Origin of the sequence: Marinobacter sp. EVN1, assembly GCF_000475375.1 — a bacterium.
In the GTDB taxonomy this organism is placed as follows: Bacteria; Pseudomonadota; Gammaproteobacteria; order Pseudomonadales; family Oleiphilaceae; genus Marinobacter; species Marinobacter nauticus.
The window spans coordinates 488,304-505,220 of record NZ_AXCB01000070.1 but is presented as its reverse complement, the minus strand read 5'-3'; the positions used below and the strand labels follow the sequence as shown (position 1 = coordinate 505,220).

The following is a 16,917-nucleotide window of genomic DNA, read 5'->3' as shown; positions in this document are numbered from 1 at the left end:
ACTACTCTCCAAGCATCCATTCTCAATCAATGCGCTGCCAGCGGCACACCAACAAATTCGACTTTCATCATCTTCTATTTTGTATCGTTTTGTAAACAACAATACCTTGCGCTTTCACGAAAAAGCGCCGTCTAGCTTCAGATCAACCTAAACATGAACTTACTGACTTTTAGATCGCCACAAACGGTAATATTTTTCCGCGACATCCGCCGGAGGGCGCACAGACAGATATCCAACCTTTCTGGATAAACCGACGTTCTTCCGGTTGCCCCGTTTACTGGAGGGTATGTAGGCACAGCAAGGCCTAACTTGACCGAACACCGGAATAACCGTGGCCTGGGCTTTGTCTTGGACTGCCCCCAAATCCAGTGGTTCGATGGTCAGATTGCCCTATACAGATTCCGGCGTGTCGTCGGTGTTTTCGGTGAGCGACACGCCTAATTGATCCAGCACCGCACCATATTGACGTTAAACCCATTACCCAGCGTGACCTGGGAAACAAATGCACCGAATTTCAGGCATTGACAACAATCCGGGCATTGAATTTTCGCAAAAAGCGGCTACGGCGCCTAGCTTAAGATGGCTTACCAGATGCCTACGAAAATAACCTCTATGAAAACCAAGGACAATCTCGCCCCCCCCGACAGAGGAATACAAGAGAGTCACTACATGATAAAAAACAGCGCTAGTCAGGCGATACACCACAGCGATTTCAGGATTCTTACCCGGAAACTCAACCTGATTTTAGATTTTTTCAGATGAGTCAACTCTTCACTTGTCGAGAATCACGATGTAATCGCCGGTTCCCGGCCCCAAATCCAACATTAAGAGTCGCAGATTGCCCACAGTTTTCCCGGTTCGAATGTGCCAACAGCTTCAATTTAAAAGCAGATTCATATTCCTGAAGAGTCTCAAGATTCCATCTGCTTAGCCATTGCTAGCAATAATAAGCTCAAAATTATTATAATTTTGAGCTAGTACAGAATCAACCGAGCCCGAATATATCTAGAATGACTAAAACTAGAGTAATTAAAATCACCAATGAGAAAAAAATCACCCATCCATAAGCTTTACAAAATATTAACTGAAAATCACTCAACATCTAAGCCGATTCTTGATGGCGGATACTCCCCCCCCGAACAATTCAAAATACAAAATCCATTAGACACCGAATCATATTCATCATAAACAAAAACGTAAATCGGACTAGATAAATTTAAAGCGCCATACCCTTTATCAACTACAATTTCTTTGTCCGACCATGAAACTAAATACTGAAACTCCACATTACTTCCTGCTTCAACAACAGAAGGAGTATTTGCAAACAAAACACGCTGGGGGCTTGTGTCAAAATAAATCTCACCAAAATTAAGGGCAACGTTAACCATATCCACCCCCCCGGCAGCTTCCCAACCGATATTAGATATTGTGGGGCCGGCATCTTTTGGTTTTGAATCTTTAATATACAAACCGCTAAATGACTTACTATCCTTTCCGTTAAGCTTGAAGTAACCTGCCCCATAATCCCCAGACAAGTCAATATAAACTTCAATCAGCTGCCATTGACTTGAATAAGAGACATTAGGCAGTCCATAACCTGAATCTCCTTCACTTTCAAACGCACGAGAAAGTTCTTTTCCATTCTCATCAAGTTGTGCGGTTATAAGTCTATTTGTCGTTGCTACAACATGAGTACCTGCGTCAGCCACAGTTTCATAGGATCTAAAATATTTAGACGAGGAACCAGATCGGTAAAATACAGTACTATCAACAAGAGCCGTAGCTCCTGAATCAACTCCTGAAATTACAGCACCTGCAAAATGATCTGAAGTCAAACCGGAAACTTCAATATGAATCCATGATTTTTCCGCATCGTAATAAACCACCCTACCAATGGTTTCTCCTCGATCAATAGGCATGACCCTTATACTTTCACCAGGGGAAAACGGATCTCCTCCATCCAAAAATACTCCCTTAATCGATGTTACAGCAATTGTTTTATAATTAGCTATATCGCCGTCACTCTGAACCCTCCATGAGAAATAAGCTTTATCAGCATATGGCGTATCATCCCCACCGAAGGCGTGGGGCCAGCCAAGCCATCCATCATTCTCAGACCGGTATGTATGAGATACTTCGGGTATTCTTGACTTCTCACTAAAAACCACACCCTCACCTCGAGACCAGACAAAAGCTTCACCGTCACTTCCGACAGGAACCGGCTTCCCCGGTACAACACCCATCTCTTTAGTAGTATCGATACCATTTTCTATCACTCTAGACCCGAACGCCCACAAAACAGGATGGGGATTCTTTTTTTCTCCAAATCCTTCCCCCTTTATAACCAAGCGCCCTTCATCTAACAAAACATCCTTTACCAAGGGCTCTGCACTAACACCGAATGCCAAAGAGAAAAAAAATAAAATCAATCTAAAACGGCAGTTTGTTATATTCATAATATATAACCCTCTTTATGATAGAGAAGCCACGTAAAAATTTTAGCTCATCTTCCGAAATTTTCAACAACAGAAAATAAAAATATTATTCACAAAAAACTATAATAATAAAATCAAAGAACAAAATCCGAAATAAAACTTCTAACTTTAGAAAAACTATCTCCCCAAGATCTCGTAAGCTCGGATTTCAAATCACGATAAATACCAGCCCCCAAAACCTTATTCTCAGCAGCCTTAACAACTCCGGTCATTATACTTTCAGGATTATTCTTAACAAAAACAGGCCCCTTGAAAAAATAACCTCTAAGCGTTTCAGTATCCGACAAAACAAGAGGCGCATCTACCGAAACAGCCTCATACGCCCCACAATTCAATATAAAATCTTTATTTGTAAGAACAACCACTACATCAACAGAATTAATCAAACACTTGTAATCATACTCCGACACAAAACCAGTAAAAATCAAATTATTAGGAATATCTGTTCTCAAATTACCAGAATTAAAATAGCGATCAGAATTACCAGTCATATATAGAATATAATTCTCACCAAGGCATCTTGCAGCCTCAATCATTTCTTCTATAGGCTCATCACTATCAAATGTTGTGACAGCCATAACATGAACTTTATTGGGATCCGTTAGAAATCGGCTTTTCTCTAAGTTCCCCGAAGACATATCAGGCAATTTATCTGGTAAAACCATCGCCACCCCACCAAACCCTTCGCACACAGACTTCAGATAATCATTAGTTACAATAGTTAAATCTGAATGCTTAACAGTAAATTTACTAACAAATCTAAAAATCTTCCATTTGATATCTTTTGAAGATTCATATTCAAACTTAAAATTAGAATGTCGATCAACAACCAATTTGAAACCAAATATTCTTTTTGTCATAACTAACAAAAACGTTAAGATAATCGAAGGGTTCTGACAAAAAACGAGAGTCGGACGCTCTGCCAATATCTTATAAATTGTTAATAACGACAAAACGGGATAACGAAAAATCTTTACACCGCGATAGACCATCGGTATATATTTTGCCTCAAACTCAGAAGACAGCTCCCTAGAGCGCCTATGATCCTCCCACGCGAACCAAACAACTTTCCCGCCCATATCAACCCCGACACGTAAAATTTATAATTTTAAACAATAAAAAGTTATTTAAACCAAAATCAAACAACCAAATCCTGAAAAAAATAGGTATATTTATGGCCACCCTTACCAAAAACATCTTCATCAACCCTAACACTTAGGTCAAGGCCAAACTCATCATCTACACTTAACAACTCTCGCAATTCAGCAATAACATTAACTTCAAAGTGATTCAGCCCCCTCCCAGGCGCTTCAGATACACAAATCACAAATCGGGCATAGTCTAATTGCCTTACATTGAACATAAAGTGCTCACCATAAGCACTCATATAACGATCAATGGCACGGCCAAAAACCACGGCATGAAATTTCTCCGAAGGGCTTAAATATGCAAATTGATGGATCGATCTGCCACGCAACTCATCAATCACCCATTCGCTCCCCAAAGATCGGCATCCGCTGTTGGCCAGCGTGAAAGAATCTCCCAAGCGGTAACGAACAAGGCTTTGGGAGGTTCTTGTCACATCACTTATCAAAGCCTCGCCATTCCACGTTTCAACCCAAAGCCAGGGGTTAACCAAATGAAGATGACCGGATTTACACTCAAATGCAATTATATCGAATTCGGTAGACCCATACTCTTCCAACACAGGCGCATTAAAGGCTTTACTTATGTACTCTTTTTGAGATGGTAAGATAGCTTCCGCTGTACATATAATGGCTTTTATTCCAGCAGGACGGAGCTTGTTATTAGTAACAATTCTAGCTGCCTCAAGTATCAGGGAACTGTATCCATATAAGTATTCAGGGCGCCAGTCTATCAAACTAGAAACGACTTTATCCGCACCGTTTTCAGCAGGGTAAAAGACCTTTCGGTTAAGCAGAAAATCCCGTAATTTCGCCGCTAGCGTAGCGTCCGCCCTACCCCAGATACGTGCCTCTCTCTGGCCGAGACGCAGACCGTGTTTTCGATAACAATACGCCCGAACAGCAAGCATTCGGGCCAATTCTTCCCTGGAAAGGCTTATATTCGTTGGCTCACCAGTCGTACCTGCGGTGTGTCTTGCAAAACCGGTTGACTCAGGTTGGTTCTTAAATGTGGCCTCTCGTAACTGTTTTTTAGTGAGAGGTAGCTGTCTTTCTAGCTCGTCTAAACTACAAACCTCATCTCCATTTGCACCGCAAGGTCTAGTTTGAGCAAGGCATCGATCCAGATATCCCTCTCTATTTATTGAAGCGCCAACTCGCCAATGCTCGGCTACTTCTTTCTCAAACCGCGTGACGGGGATTCTCAATGCCATGAAAGTTATGCGCGCGATTAGGTAACGCAACAAGATCCATACCTTCATAAAACTAAGGCCTGCTCGTAAATGTTCAGGTACTGGCCAGTCATTGCTGATGCTGAAAAGTTATCACAAAGCATCTTAAAGCCTTCCTCCGCTCGATAGTTTGCGGCCTCAGGATCTTTGATTATTTCTTCAATCCCAGCTATAACCCCATCCGTCGAGCCCTCGCTCACCAAGACACCATAGGCACCATCACCGAGCACAAACGAAATCTCACCAACAGAAGTCGAAACAATCGGCAATCGAACAGCGAGGGCTTCAAGCAACGTAATAGGTAACCCCTCAGTCAATGAAGAAATAGCTAAAACAGAGGATTTGGCCATGAGAGCGGGAATATTATCGAAATATCCGGGCATTCCTACATGCTTACCGAGGTCATACTTATTAACTAGCGCCTCGAGCTCCGGCCGTTTATTTCCTTCGCCAACAATCATTAAGCCTACATTTGGGTTTTTAGCCTGAATCTCTCGAAATGCCATAATCAGGTGATCGAAGCCTTTCTCTCGAGATAAGCGACCCACGCCGAGGATGACGGCTTTATGCTGCCTAAAGAACTGCTGAAAATCTTCCGGCAATTCGGATTCAGAGCGTTTTACAACTTCATCTATAGGCAGCCCATTGCGTATGGTGCAAACCTTTTCAGAGAGCGCCAGGCGACTTGGTAACTCTGCGCTCATTGCATCGCCAACCAAAACTACCCTTTGCATTAAAGATATCGCCAGCCGGTCTAGCAACTCATACACCCACAATTTAGTAAATCGAGGTGCGTGAACATAACCATGCAGCGTTGCAACCATGGGAATACCCCGAATAAAGCGGGGATAGCAACCTAGCAATACGTTGAATTTAAAACCATGTGAATGAAGCAGCTGATAACCATTAGCCCTGGCCCATTTAAGGATTTTCCGGCTTTGCACAAGGTTTAATCCCGGCTTCATTCTCCATGCAATAACCGGAAGCCCTTGGCGCTTAGCTTCGGCTTCCAGAGGCTTTTCCTCAATGTCCGGGTCCCCTGCACTTAAAATCATAGGATCCAGGCCTTGATCCAGTTGCGCCTTAACCAGGGCAAGTAGCATCTTCTCTGCACCGTAAAGGCCACCACTATCAATTAGATGCAAAACCTTCAAAAATACACTCCAGAGCTATTGGATAAAGCATCTATAGAGACAGCAGCCACACTCATCCCTTCCTTGGATTCCACACTACCTTCTTCTCTCCTTTCAAAAACGCCAAGCTGGCTTGCAGAGAGGCGAGATTCAGCAGAACAAAGTAGTACGGAATGGAATAGATGGCTGAGAGTGTTTCACCGCTGGATTCTTTTTTATGCCCGCTCCAGGCGAGAATCAGAAAGGCCAGGTACCCAAGTGCCGCCAATGCGTAGAATCCTTTTACGGGAGCCAGGTAAAGTGCCGCGTACGCCAGAGTTAGCATGGGAATAAACGCGCCGTACCTCAGTAGTTTGTGGGAGATCATCTGCCAGGCAAACAACAGGTTACGGGCTGGGTTCATCAGGTGTTTCATGTCTTTAAGTGCCCACAGCGCACGAAGACTTACCCGGACACGCATACTGAATTCGCTGCTACCGTCACTGAGGGCTTCTTCTTTTAGCAGCGCTTCGGGTTCGTAAACAACCCGATACCCCTGCTCTACTACCTTCAGTGGTTGCACAAAGTCTGGTAACTGGTCGGCCCGAAGTGGCTGATACAAGGCTGTACGCATGGCATCAATGCCACCATCAACGCCTACAACCGAACCCACCAATGTTTCCTGCGCTCTCAGCCAGTTTTCGTACTTCATGTAAGCGCTGCAGCCGTCGCCAATCAGGGCGCCCTCCGGGTTCACGTAGACCATTTTTCCGGTTACGTATCCCACCGCTGGGTCATTGAAGTTACTCACCAGTGCTTTCAGGGCTTGTTGATCCCATTCGGAGTTGGCATCCGAAAATGCCAGGATATCCCCTTCCGCATGCTGTTTGAGCATATTGAGCCCTGCGGTTTTGCCCTGACGGGGTACCTGACGAAACAGTTTGACCGGGAAAGGCGCATTCGCAGCAACCGCCTGGACAATCTCGTCGGTTCCGTCCTCCGACTCATCGGAAACCACCAGGACCTCCAATTGCTCCCTGGGATAGTCCAACGCCAGCTTGTTTCTGAGCGTAGCCTCAATATCTTTGGCCTCGTTGTAGGCGGCGATAAGAATCGAGACTTTCGGCTGGTCAGCGCCGCTTTTGTTTACGGGCAAGGGTCGTGCGGATGCCAGCAGTCTGATACAGACGGGATAGCCGAAGTAGATGTAAGCCAACAACAGGAAAGATATCCAGAATACTGCGACCATCATGCCATCCCTGCCACAGAGCTGGAACCTAGGGTGTTCGATGAGGGCTCAAGAACCCCTTCGCTTTCCAATACCTGGCTCATGGTGGTAAACCGGAAATCAGACAACAATCTGGCCAATCTCTGTTCACACACATCCAGATTGTTGTAATGACGGAAGCGGGAGAACCACTTTACATCCAGGCGCGGCTGGTCCGGATCTACTTCCCAGGGGTGAAGGTAGAACACAAAAGGCCGTCCATGCCGGTTGATGGAGCCCAGTCCGTATCGACTGAACCAGTACGGGAAAAGCCGGAAATATCCACCACCAGCAATTGGAAGGGTGTAACCCGGCAACTTGAACGTGCTTAGCGGGAACTCCGCCAGCTCATATCCTTTATCGGTGGTCAACCGATGGGGCCAGCGTGGCGTACCGGGCATGCCATAGCGGTCGTGATGCACTGGAAAGATGGACGAATCCCAGGTAAACCCCTGCTCGGCAAGGATATCCAGCGCCCAACGCGATTGATTGGTAATGGAGTAGCTGGCCGCGCGATACCCTGTTACCGGCGCACCGAGAATGTCCTCAAGAATCACCTTCGATCGCCGGGTTTCTTCTTTGAAAACGTCCGGCGTCTGGTTATAGATCAGTTGATGACTGTAACCATGGCTGGCAACTTCATGGCCTTGAGCCGCGATCCGTTTCACCATCTCTGGAGATCGCTCAGCGACCCACCCAAGGGTAAAAAAGGTCGCTTTTACACCTGCCCTCTCGAATAACGCGAGAATGCGATCTGTATTCGCTTCAACCCGATACTCCATGGAGGACCAGTCGTCGTAGCGAACGGCCTCTGCCAACGCAGCTACCTGAAAGTAGTCTTCCACATCAATTGTCAGGGCGTTCTGTATCGGTTCTTTCATGGCCATAGCCTCACACTTCCTGTGTTGATCAGCGCAGTCGGTATTCCAGACCAACCAACACCCAGTTCTCATCGTACTCCCGGCTGGAAATATCGCTGGTTTTGGTGTTGTGCCCTACCCTGGCCAACAGGCTCAAATCCCGGGTTGCCTGGTGTTTAGCCCCTAGAACGAGCCGGGCGACCTCGTCCTGGCTATCGTCGCGCTCATAACTCAGGTGGTCGAAGCCCAGCGCCAGGTATCCGGTAGTCAGCTCCGACATCTGGCGTGAATAGCGGGCATTAATGCCTGCTTTGTCTTCTCTCTCCTCGCTCTCGAGGTAATCCGAGCGATAAGCATAGAGGTCAAGATTCAGTGAGGAGGCGTCGGAAAACTGCTTGTTGATGCCGGTCGACAAAACGCTGTTTTCAACGGTGATGCTTTCGCGGAGGTTGAACTCGAACTCTCCAAAACGAAGGTCAAGCGTGGACGTGCGGTCTGTCAGCTCCCTTGAGGCATTCAGGTACCATTCGGTACTCGGATTGATTTGCCGGGTAAGGTTTATCTGGCCTACCAGCCCATCGCTTGACTGGTTGGTATTGGCGTAATCCGTTTCGATCTCACTCACGCCAACAGAACCGGAAAGAGAAGTGGTCGCCCACCGATTCTCGAAGGTGACCTGGGCACTATTCACATCCACTTCTGCGCCGTAGTCGAATTCGGTTTGACTGTGGGAAACGCTCAGTCCCCCGGTGAATGTTGAACTGAACAGGTGGTTCCAGGCGATAGAACCGGTATAGCGTTCGCTGTCCGTTTCCTCCGGTTCGTCGTACTCGGTGTTGGCGTAGCGGGCAGAAAGATTGAGCCAGTTGGTGTCATTCAGACGCCAGAGGTATCTGGGGCCAGTGCTGAACACGTTTTTTCGGGTTCGGTTGTCCGGTGTGTCACTCTGGCGAGTGTCCTGGTTCACTTCCCTAAGGTTGTTGTCCACTTCCCAGTAAAGCTGGTTGGCGAGCTCGCAATCGCCCTGGAAGTCCATTTCCGCGAAGCTCTCGCTGTCAAAGCTATCGTCCTGCCACCAGGAATACCCCAGAGTGCCCAGGAAATCAGCGTTGCAGCGTCCGGGATCTGTCTGGTAACCAGCGGTAAGGTAGGCACGGGTCTCGAAATCGCTGTCTTCATTCGTATCTGCTTTGCGGGCATTGTCGGTGAAGCGGCTGTCCAGCCCGAACGTGACCTCACTTTGCGCAAACACGGGGAACGAGCAGGCACCAGCCAGTAACATTACTGGTATTGCCTTTACTGCAACGGGTGTCCCTACCCTCTGCTGATCAGCCATTGATCACCGCTCCTACAAACTTGTCCGGATTGAAAGCCGTCGCAGCTTGTTCGGCCGTCGCCGCAGTGATCTTGCCGTGAGGTACCACCAGCATGGCGTAATCGCAGAGTTCGGTCAGAATGCGGGCATCCGGAGATTCGGATATCGGCGCCGTGTCCAGCACGATGAAACGGTCCGGATAGCGACGGCGGATTGCCTGCAGGAATTGCTTCATCCGGAAGGAGGTAAAAAACTCGGCCGGTGTTTCACGGCGACTACCCGCCGGAATCAGCCTCAGCCTGGGAATACCGGTCGGATAGAGAATCCTGGAAATGTCGTAGTCCGGGTCATCCAGAAAGTCGGTCAGGCCTGTCTCGGGCATCACATCCAGTGTGGAGTGCAAAGACGGTTCGCGCAGGTTGCAGTCGATGATCAAAGCCGTCTTGGCCTGATCAAAGGCAAAGGCTGCCGCAAGATTCAGGGCTACAAACGAGGAACCGGCACCAGAGCTGGCACCACTCACGACCAGCGTGAAGTTATTGCCTCCGGAAACCTCGAGCAGCTTGGTTCTCAGATCCCGGAAGCGGTTGACCAGCGCGCGGTTGCGGGACTCGGGATAGATAATCCGACGCTCGTCGAGGTCGTCGTGCGTGAGCCTTCTGGGCTCCTGCATACGCACGATCTGCTTACTGATAACGTATTTATCAACCGCGCCGGGCCCCAGTTCCAGAGAGCTTGGCACCAGCATACGGGAGTCTTCGTCATCCCGGAAATCCAGCTCTTGTTTCAAACGCTCCTTGCGCTTCAGCCAAAAGGAATGCTCTTCACTGCCCGCCGGGCTGCTGCCGGTTGTCTCATTGCCAGAATCCTGGGATTCCTCGGGATCAAATCCGGACCGATCATTTCGTTGTTCTGGCATCAGATCACTCCCATTTGAGCTAGCACAACGATGGTCACATACACTGTTACCGTGAGCACCGCGAAAATCCCGATCAGTAACGTAACCTTTCGATCCCGTCGCTTTTCGTAGGGTGTTCGTACCTCCGGAATCTCAACAAGAACCGGCAAACCAATGTCTTCTTCCAACTGCTTCCTGGCACGAATTCGGGGATCTACCTGTAACAGACCCGCAACCGCTCCAAAGGGTGCCGCCAGCCCCAGGAACAATCCAGCCGCAGCAAACATGGAGAACTGGGGACCAGAGGGCGTACGCGGGAACTGAGCGGTTTCATTAATGCGGTAGTTGAGCCCCTGCCCTTCAATGTCGAGATGCATGGAGACCCGAGCTTTTTCCCGACGTTTGAGCAGGTCATCGTAAATCTCACGGTTCACTTCCATGTCGCGGGTGAGCTCAGAGTACTGGGCCTTGTTGGCCTGGATGCGCTCCATACGCTTTGCTTGCTGTTCCAGCAGGCGGGAAAGCGAAGTAATTCGTGTATCCACGGTGGCCATATCCGCCCGCGTGGTAGAGAGGTTTGCCCGCAGTTCCTGGTAGAGCGGGTTAACGGCTTCTTCGCCCTCAAGTGAACTCACGTCTGTCGGCCGTTCTGCCGCCTGATCTCGTTGTTTGCGCAGTTCCGCCAGCTGTTCCCGGAGTATCACGATATCCGGGTAGGTATCGTGGTATTGCAGCCGCAGACTATCCAGGCGCTCTTCCAGGATCCGGATCCGCTCTCTGTAGGCATCCTCAGTTCGGCCTTGCGTGATCGTGGGCCGGATGCCTCCGAGCTGGCTCTGAAGGGAAGCCGCACGGGTTTCAAGTTCTTTTTTCTCGAGTTCGGCCAGCTCCAGCTGATTACGAAGCTGCGCCATGCGGGCATTAGCCTCCTGCTCCGTTCCATCGGTGTTTTCAGAGAGGAACTCCTTGAGCCGGTTCTCAGCCTGGGCCAGTTGCTGCTCGTAGCTTTTGACCTGTTTGTCGATGAAATCGTAGGCGTTGCGGCTTTCGGCCCGCTTACGGTCTTTGGTTTCTTCTATAAAGACCTGCCCCAGTTTCTGGGCAACGCGGAATGCTTCCATCTGGGAAGTGGAAGAAAAGCCAATACTGAAATAACTGTCGCCCCGGGGCCTGACCGACAAACCCGAGCGAATGTTCGCAATCCGGTACTCAAGTGCCGCCGGGTCTGAGGGCGCATCCGGATAAATTTCAGGATCCAAAGCCACTTTCTCGATCAGGCTCCGGCTCATCAGCAATTCTTTTGCAGCCGAGGTACGGTCGTTAATCTCCGTGGCCACGGCGCGCCCTTCCATCAACGGCGCAATGATGTTGCGGTCGTCTACGAAGATGATGGTCTCAGACTGATACTTATAGGGCCATACAAAGCCTGCTCCAAGCACAGCAAAACTGACAATCACAAACGCAAGAAACGCGAGGCCCTTCCGGCCCCGGACCTCGCGAATGATCTCCTGCGGTAACTGGGATAACGGTAATGCCATAACCTAACCCGCCTTCAGACCTTTTAGCTCTGCAACCACTCAGAAACTGCGCTCTGGAATGGTAAGAATGTCACCCGGCCGCATGCCGTAGTTGGTTTCAACCCGGCCTTTGTTAAGGATGTCGTCCAGTTTTACGGGAATGGCAACCACCTCGCTCTCAAGCTTCCGATACAGCATGGCGTTGTTCAGCGCGGCAAACTCGTTCGCACCACCGGCATTCAGGAAGATATCCAGAACCGTCATGCCGCTCTGGTGAGGCACTGAAATGGGCTGGCGAACCGCACCAGTTACCCGCACCCGGTCTGTGAATTCATGGCTGCCCATGGAGGTCACAACCACACTCACCTGTGGCTCACGAATGTACTCAGTCAGGGAAGTACGAATGGAGCTGGCCAACTCTTCGGGCGTGCGGCCACTGGCCTGAACATCCCCTACCAGCGGCACGGAAATCTTGCCGTCAGGCCGAACCGGAACGGAGATGCTGAGATCTTCGTTGCGCCACACAGAAACCCGTACGACATCGGTTGCGCCCAGTATGTACTGGTCCACGCTATCCCGGGTATCAACGGCCAATGCACGCTGGATCTGTTCTGAAGAGGAAGCGGAAGGGCCGGCACAACCCGTTGCCAAAGCTACCGCCATGAGGGACACAATAAGCCCTTGGATGAGATACTTCCGTGACATCTTTATTCCTCTCTTGTGAGGTCCGTGCTTTATTCCATGTTCCGGGAACAGCTGACTCCCGAAACTACCTTGATCCTTTTTTGAACAATACCACTTCTACTGTCTGAATTATAATCAACAGATCAAGAAGTAAACTCTGGTTCTTGATGTAGTAGAGGTCGTAGCGCAGCTTTTCCCGGGTGTCCTCTTCGTTGTCCGCATAGGCGAAACACAATTGGGCCCAACCGGTCAGCCCGGGCTTTACCCGGTGCCTTTCTGCATAAAACGGAATCTTTTCAGACAGCTGTTCAACGAACACCGGCCGTTCTGGCCTCGGCCCGACAAAGGCCATGGTGCCATTCAGTACATTAAAGATCTGTGGCAGCTCATCAATCCGCACCTTACGGATAAATTCGCCAACGCGTGTCACCCGGGTATCGTTCTTCCTGGCCCAGACCGCGCCGTTCTTTTCCGCGTCGGTAATCATGGACCGAAACTTGTGCACCTTGAACACCTGGTTGTTCAGACCTACCCGTTCCTGGCTGTAAATCACCGGTGCTTTCAATCCGTCTTCCAGTTTGATGGCGATGGCGGTGAGAATCATGATCGGGAACGTCGCCAGCAGGAGCGTACCGGAGGCCAGAACGTCCAGCGCCCGCTTGCCAACGCCATACACCGAAGAAACCGTGAATCCGTCAGAGAACACCAGCCAGCCCCGGGTGATCATTTCCAGAGCCACCTTACGGGATTCACGCTCGTAGAAGTTGGCACCGTCGATAATGTGCACACCTTCCATTTTGCATTCCAGAAGGTCTTCCATCGGCAAGCCCCGACGGCGGTCGTCCACCGCCACCACAATCTCCCTCACCGGGTGTCGAAGAACGTAGTCATGCAAGGAGGTTGGAAGATTAATGAGGTACTGCTCATCCACTTCCACCGTGTCATCCGGCATGGGAACGAAGCCGTCCAGTGAAAAACCTTTGCGGTTGAAGGGAGTGGTCAAGTCCTCGAACATCTGTTTTGCCCGGCGGCCGGCACCCAGCACCAGAACCCGGCGCTTGAAGCGGTCCTTGCCGACCACAGCAAAGAACACCACTCTGGCAATGCCCAGCGAAAATATCGCCAGCACAGTCGCCGATGTCAGTAACCCGAAGCTGCCCAGATACCAGAGCCAGTCATCAGCCACGAAATAGGCAAAGCCGTGCAGCGGTATGGCGAGAATCATGGCCATGATGGTGCGTAGCATCATGCCGGACATGCCTTCTTCCACACGGGACTGGTGCACGCCCAGGGCGATCATGACGATCAGATTGAACAACGCAAAGATCGTGATGGAAGGGAGGACAAAAACAAGATTATCGAGGAAGAATTCGAGCTCGCCGAAGAAGCGGAAAAACACCGCCAGTGCGAACGCAAGGCCCATGACGATCAGATCGATCAGGCCGAGAATGACAAAAGGTAAGTGTATATAGTGTCTGAACAACCTGACGTGGGCCACGTCGACTCCTTGTGCGGTTCACACTGCCTGTACTGCAAGCATCCTTTGCTACACACTGTAACAAACCGTTACGGGATTGTACGGCAATTCATTGAAACTGCAATGTGGGCCACTCGCCCATTTCGTTCAATTTTACAAATATTTTATAGTTGCGACACAAACTCGTGCACCGGCATCACCTCAAGCCGCCCCAGACTAGCACAACTGTCCATAATGGCGTCGCATTGTTGGGCAGGAAAGCGTGTCTGAAGATTGGCCCGGAATTTCTCTACCAGCAGAGGCATACCTTCCTTGCGCCGGCGTCGGTGCCCTATCGGGTATTCCACGGCAACCTTGTCGGTACTGGAGCCATCCTTGAAGAAAACCTGTATCGCATTGGCGATTGATCGTTTATCGGCCTCGAGGTATTCGCGGGTATATCGTTCATCCTCGATGACCTGCATTTTTTCTCTCAGGCGGTCGATTTCTGGATGGGCCTGGTGAAAGCTGTCTTCGTAATGCTCAGCTGTCAGGCTGCCAAAGATCAGTGGCACCGCCGTCATGTACTGCAGGCAGTGATCCCGGTCTGCGGGGTTGGCGAGCTTGCCCTGCTTGGAAATGATGCGAATAGCCGACTCGTGGGTAGTGATCTCTACGCGATCAATGTCGTCCAGTCGGCCCCTCACTTGCGGGTGCAGTGATACCGCTGCCTCGGCGGCGGTCTGGGCATGAAACTCTGCCGGGAAAGAGATCTTGAACAGGATGTTTTCCATCACGTAGGAGCCGAAAGACTGTGGTAATGCGAAGCTACGTGATGATTCGGGTTTCAGGGCCTGATCTCGATTGGTCTTGCTGAAGAGGACGTCGTAGAAGCCCCATTGTGGCGCCGTCAGCACCCCGGGAATGCCCATCTCCCCTCGCATGGCAATATCTGCCAGGCGAACACCCCGGGAGCTGGCATCGCCGGCCGCCCAGGATTTGCGGGAACCCGCGTTGGGCGCGTGGCGATAGGTGCGCAGGGCCTGGCCATCGACCCAGGCATGAGACAGCGCGGAGAGCATCTGTTCCCGGTTGGCGCCCATCAGTTTGGCACTGACGGCGGTAGACGCCACCTTCACCAACACAACATGATCCAGCCCGACCCGGTTAAACGAGTTCTCAAGGGCAAGTACACCCTGAATTTCATGGGCCAGAATCATGGCCTCAAGAACGGCCTTCATGGCCAGTGGCGCCTGGCCATCGGCAACGCGCTTCTGAGAGAGGTGATCGGCAACTGCAAGAATGGCGCCGAGATTATCAGAGGGGTGGCCCCATTCGGCCGCCAGCCAGGTATCGTTGTAATCCAGCCAGCGGACGATACAGCCAATGTCCCAGGCGGCTTTCACCGGGTCCAGGCGGTATGAAGTGCCAGGCACCCGGGCGCCGTGGGGAACGATCGTGCCTTCCACCAGCGGGCCCAGGTGCTTGGTGCATTCCGGAAAACGCAACGCCAGCAAACCGCAGCCCAGGGTGTCCATCAGGCAATAACGGGCCGTTTCCCAGGCTTCTTCGCTTTCTATGCGGTAATCAAGGGCATAGTCGGCGATTTGTTGCAGTACGTCGTCGTAGTCCGGGCGTTCGTTGAGATCGTAAGTGGCAGACATATTACGGCCCTCCTGTCCCAACTATAGGAGCCATCAGAAGCTGTCGCCAGGTACCCTCACCCAACCTTCCATGATAATCCGCGCACTGCGGCTCATGATCGCCTTGGTGGCAGTCCACTGACCATTTACTTCCTTCGCTTCCGCCCCCACCCGAAGGGTTCCGGACGGATGACCGAAAGTCACATGGGTACGGTCTCCGCCGCCAGCCGCCAGATTAACCAGCGTGCCGGGAATTGCAGAGGCCGTTGCAATAGCCACCGCCGCCGTACCCATCATGGCGTGGTGCAGCTTGCCCATGGACAGCGCCCGAACCAGCACATCAATATCGGCGGCATTGATCTGTTTACCGCTGGAAGACACATAATCCGAAGGTTTGGCCACAAACGCCACTTTCGGAGTGTGCTGGCGACTGGCAGCTTCCGCGATATCCGAGATCAGTCCCATTTTCACCGCGCCATGGGCGCGAATGGTTTCGAACATGGCCAGCGCCTTGGGGTCGCTGTTGATGTCATTCTGCAGCTCGGTGCCCTTGTAGCCAATGTCTTCGGCATTGATGAAAATGGTCGGGATACCGGCATTGATCATGGTGGCATTCAGGGTGCCGACACCCGGCACTTCCAGCTCATCCACCAGATTACCCGTGGGGAACATGGCCCCTTCGCCATCGGCCGGGTCCATAAACTCGATCTGCACTTCCGCCGCCGGGAAGGTTACGCCATCCAGTTCAAAATCACCGGTCTCCTGCACTTCACCGTTGGTGATGGGCACGTGGGCCACGATGGTTTTGCGGATGTTGGCCTGCCAGATACGAACGGTACAGATGCCGTTTTCAGGAATACGCTCTCTGGCCACAAAGCCGCCGTTAATGGCGAATGCGCCTACGGCGGCGGTGAGATTGCCGCAGTTACCACTCCAGTCAACGAAGGGTTTGTCGATGGACACCTGGCCAAACAGATAATCGACGTCGTGATCCGGTTGCGTGGGCGCTGCCAGGATTACCGATTTACTGGTGCTGGAGGTGGCATTGCCCAGGCCATCGATCTGCTTTTCGTAGGGATCGGGGCTACCAATTACGCGCAGCAAAAGCTTGTCTCGCGCTTCACCGGGTACCTGGCAGACTTCGGGCAGATCCTGCAGGCGGAAGAAGACGCCTTTACTGGTACCGCCACGCATGTAGGTGGCAGGAATACGAACTTGGGGAGCAAAACTCATTGAGCGAGCCTCACTTGAATGAATGTTTCAGGCGGGAGCCGGGAACAGCTCCCGCCTGAC

General features: G+C 50.9%; 13 protein-coding genes. All 13 read right to left on the bottom strand.

Features of this window, described 5'->3' with window-relative positions; translation table 11 throughout:
• Nucleotides 1-1,091 precede the first annotated feature (1,091 nt).
• Nucleotides 1,092-2,456, bottom strand: coding sequence for a hypothetical protein (locus tag Q674_RS41165; RefSeq protein WP_152526098.1), 1,365 nt, complete (start codon nucleotides 2,454-2,456; stop codon nucleotides 1,092-1,094).
• A gap of 113 nt (nucleotides 2,457-2,569) precedes the next feature.
• Nucleotides 2,570-3,574 (bottom strand): hypothetical protein, encoded by a 1,005-nt coding sequence (locus tag Q674_RS39575; protein ID WP_023010052.1) that lies wholly within the window; start codon nucleotides 3,572-3,574, stop codon nucleotides 2,570-2,572.
• Between the two features lie 59 nt (nucleotides 3,575-3,633).
• Complete coding sequence (locus Q674_RS39570) at nucleotides 3,634-4,854, bottom strand: hypothetical protein (protein WP_227501266.1); 1,221 nt, start codon at nucleotides 4,852-4,854, stop codon at nucleotides 3,634-3,636.
• Between the two features lie 44 nt (nucleotides 4,855-4,898).
• Nucleotides 4,899-6,026 (bottom strand): glycosyltransferase, encoded by a 1,128-nt coding sequence (locus Q674_RS39565; protein WP_023010050.1) that lies wholly within the window; start codon nucleotides 6,024-6,026, stop codon nucleotides 4,899-4,901.
• 52 nt (nucleotides 6,027-6,078) lie between these two features.
• Nucleotides 6,079-7,236 (bottom strand): glycosyltransferase family 2 protein, encoded by a 1,158-nt coding sequence (locus tag Q674_RS39560; RefSeq protein WP_031210521.1) that lies wholly within the window; start codon nucleotides 7,234-7,236, stop codon nucleotides 6,079-6,081.
• Nucleotides 7,233-8,132, bottom strand: a complete 900-nt coding sequence (locus Q674_RS39555; protein WP_031210520.1) for an XrtA system polysaccharide deacetylase — start codon at nucleotides 8,130-8,132, stop codon at nucleotides 7,233-7,235. Before Q674_RS39555 ends, Q674_RS39560 begins: the two co-directional genes overlap by 4 nt.
• A gap of 28 nt (nucleotides 8,133-8,160) precedes the next feature.
• A complete protein-coding gene (locus tag Q674_RS39550) occupies nucleotides 8,161-9,447 on the bottom strand; it encodes an outer membrane beta-barrel protein (protein WP_227501265.1) in 1,287 nt (428 codons plus the stop codon).
• A complete protein-coding gene (locus tag Q674_RS39545) occupies nucleotides 9,440-10,345 on the bottom strand; it encodes a polysaccharide biosynthesis protein (protein WP_022991123.1) in 906 nt (301 codons plus the stop codon). Before Q674_RS39545 ends, Q674_RS39550 begins: the two co-directional genes overlap by 8 nt.
• Complete coding sequence (locus tag Q674_RS39540) at nucleotides 10,345-11,862, bottom strand: XrtA system polysaccharide chain length determinant (RefSeq protein ID WP_011785142.1); 1,518 nt, start codon at nucleotides 11,860-11,862, stop codon at nucleotides 10,345-10,347. The genes Q674_RS39545 and Q674_RS39540 overlap by 1 nt, the downstream gene beginning before the upstream one ends.
• A 39-nt stretch (nucleotides 11,863-11,901) precedes the next feature.
• On the bottom strand, nucleotides 11,902-12,504 hold the full coding sequence (locus tag Q674_RS39535; protein ID WP_023010046.1) for an XrtA/PEP-CTERM system exopolysaccharide export protein: 603 nt from the start codon (nucleotides 12,502-12,504) through the stop codon (nucleotides 11,902-11,904).
• A gap of 106 nt (nucleotides 12,505-12,610) precedes the next feature.
• Nucleotides 12,611-14,023 (bottom strand): TIGR03013 family XrtA/PEP-CTERM system glycosyltransferase, encoded by a 1,413-nt coding sequence (locus Q674_RS39530; RefSeq protein ID WP_014421296.1) that lies wholly within the window; start codon nucleotides 14,021-14,023, stop codon nucleotides 12,611-12,613.
• A 143-nt stretch (nucleotides 14,024-14,166) separates the two neighbouring features.
• Nucleotides 14,167-15,645: a 2-methylcitrate dehydratase gene (gene prpD / locus Q674_RS39525; protein WP_023010045.1), complete on the bottom strand. Its 1,479-nt coding sequence runs from the start codon at nucleotides 15,643-15,645 to the stop codon at nucleotides 14,167-14,169.
• 33 nt (nucleotides 15,646-15,678) lie between these two features.
• On the bottom strand, nucleotides 15,679-16,857 hold the full coding sequence (prpF, locus tag Q674_RS39520) for a 2-methylaconitate cis-trans isomerase PrpF (RefSeq protein ID WP_023010044.1): 1,179 nt from the start codon (nucleotides 16,855-16,857) through the stop codon (nucleotides 15,679-15,681).
• Nucleotides 16,858-16,917 lie beyond the last annotated feature (60 nt).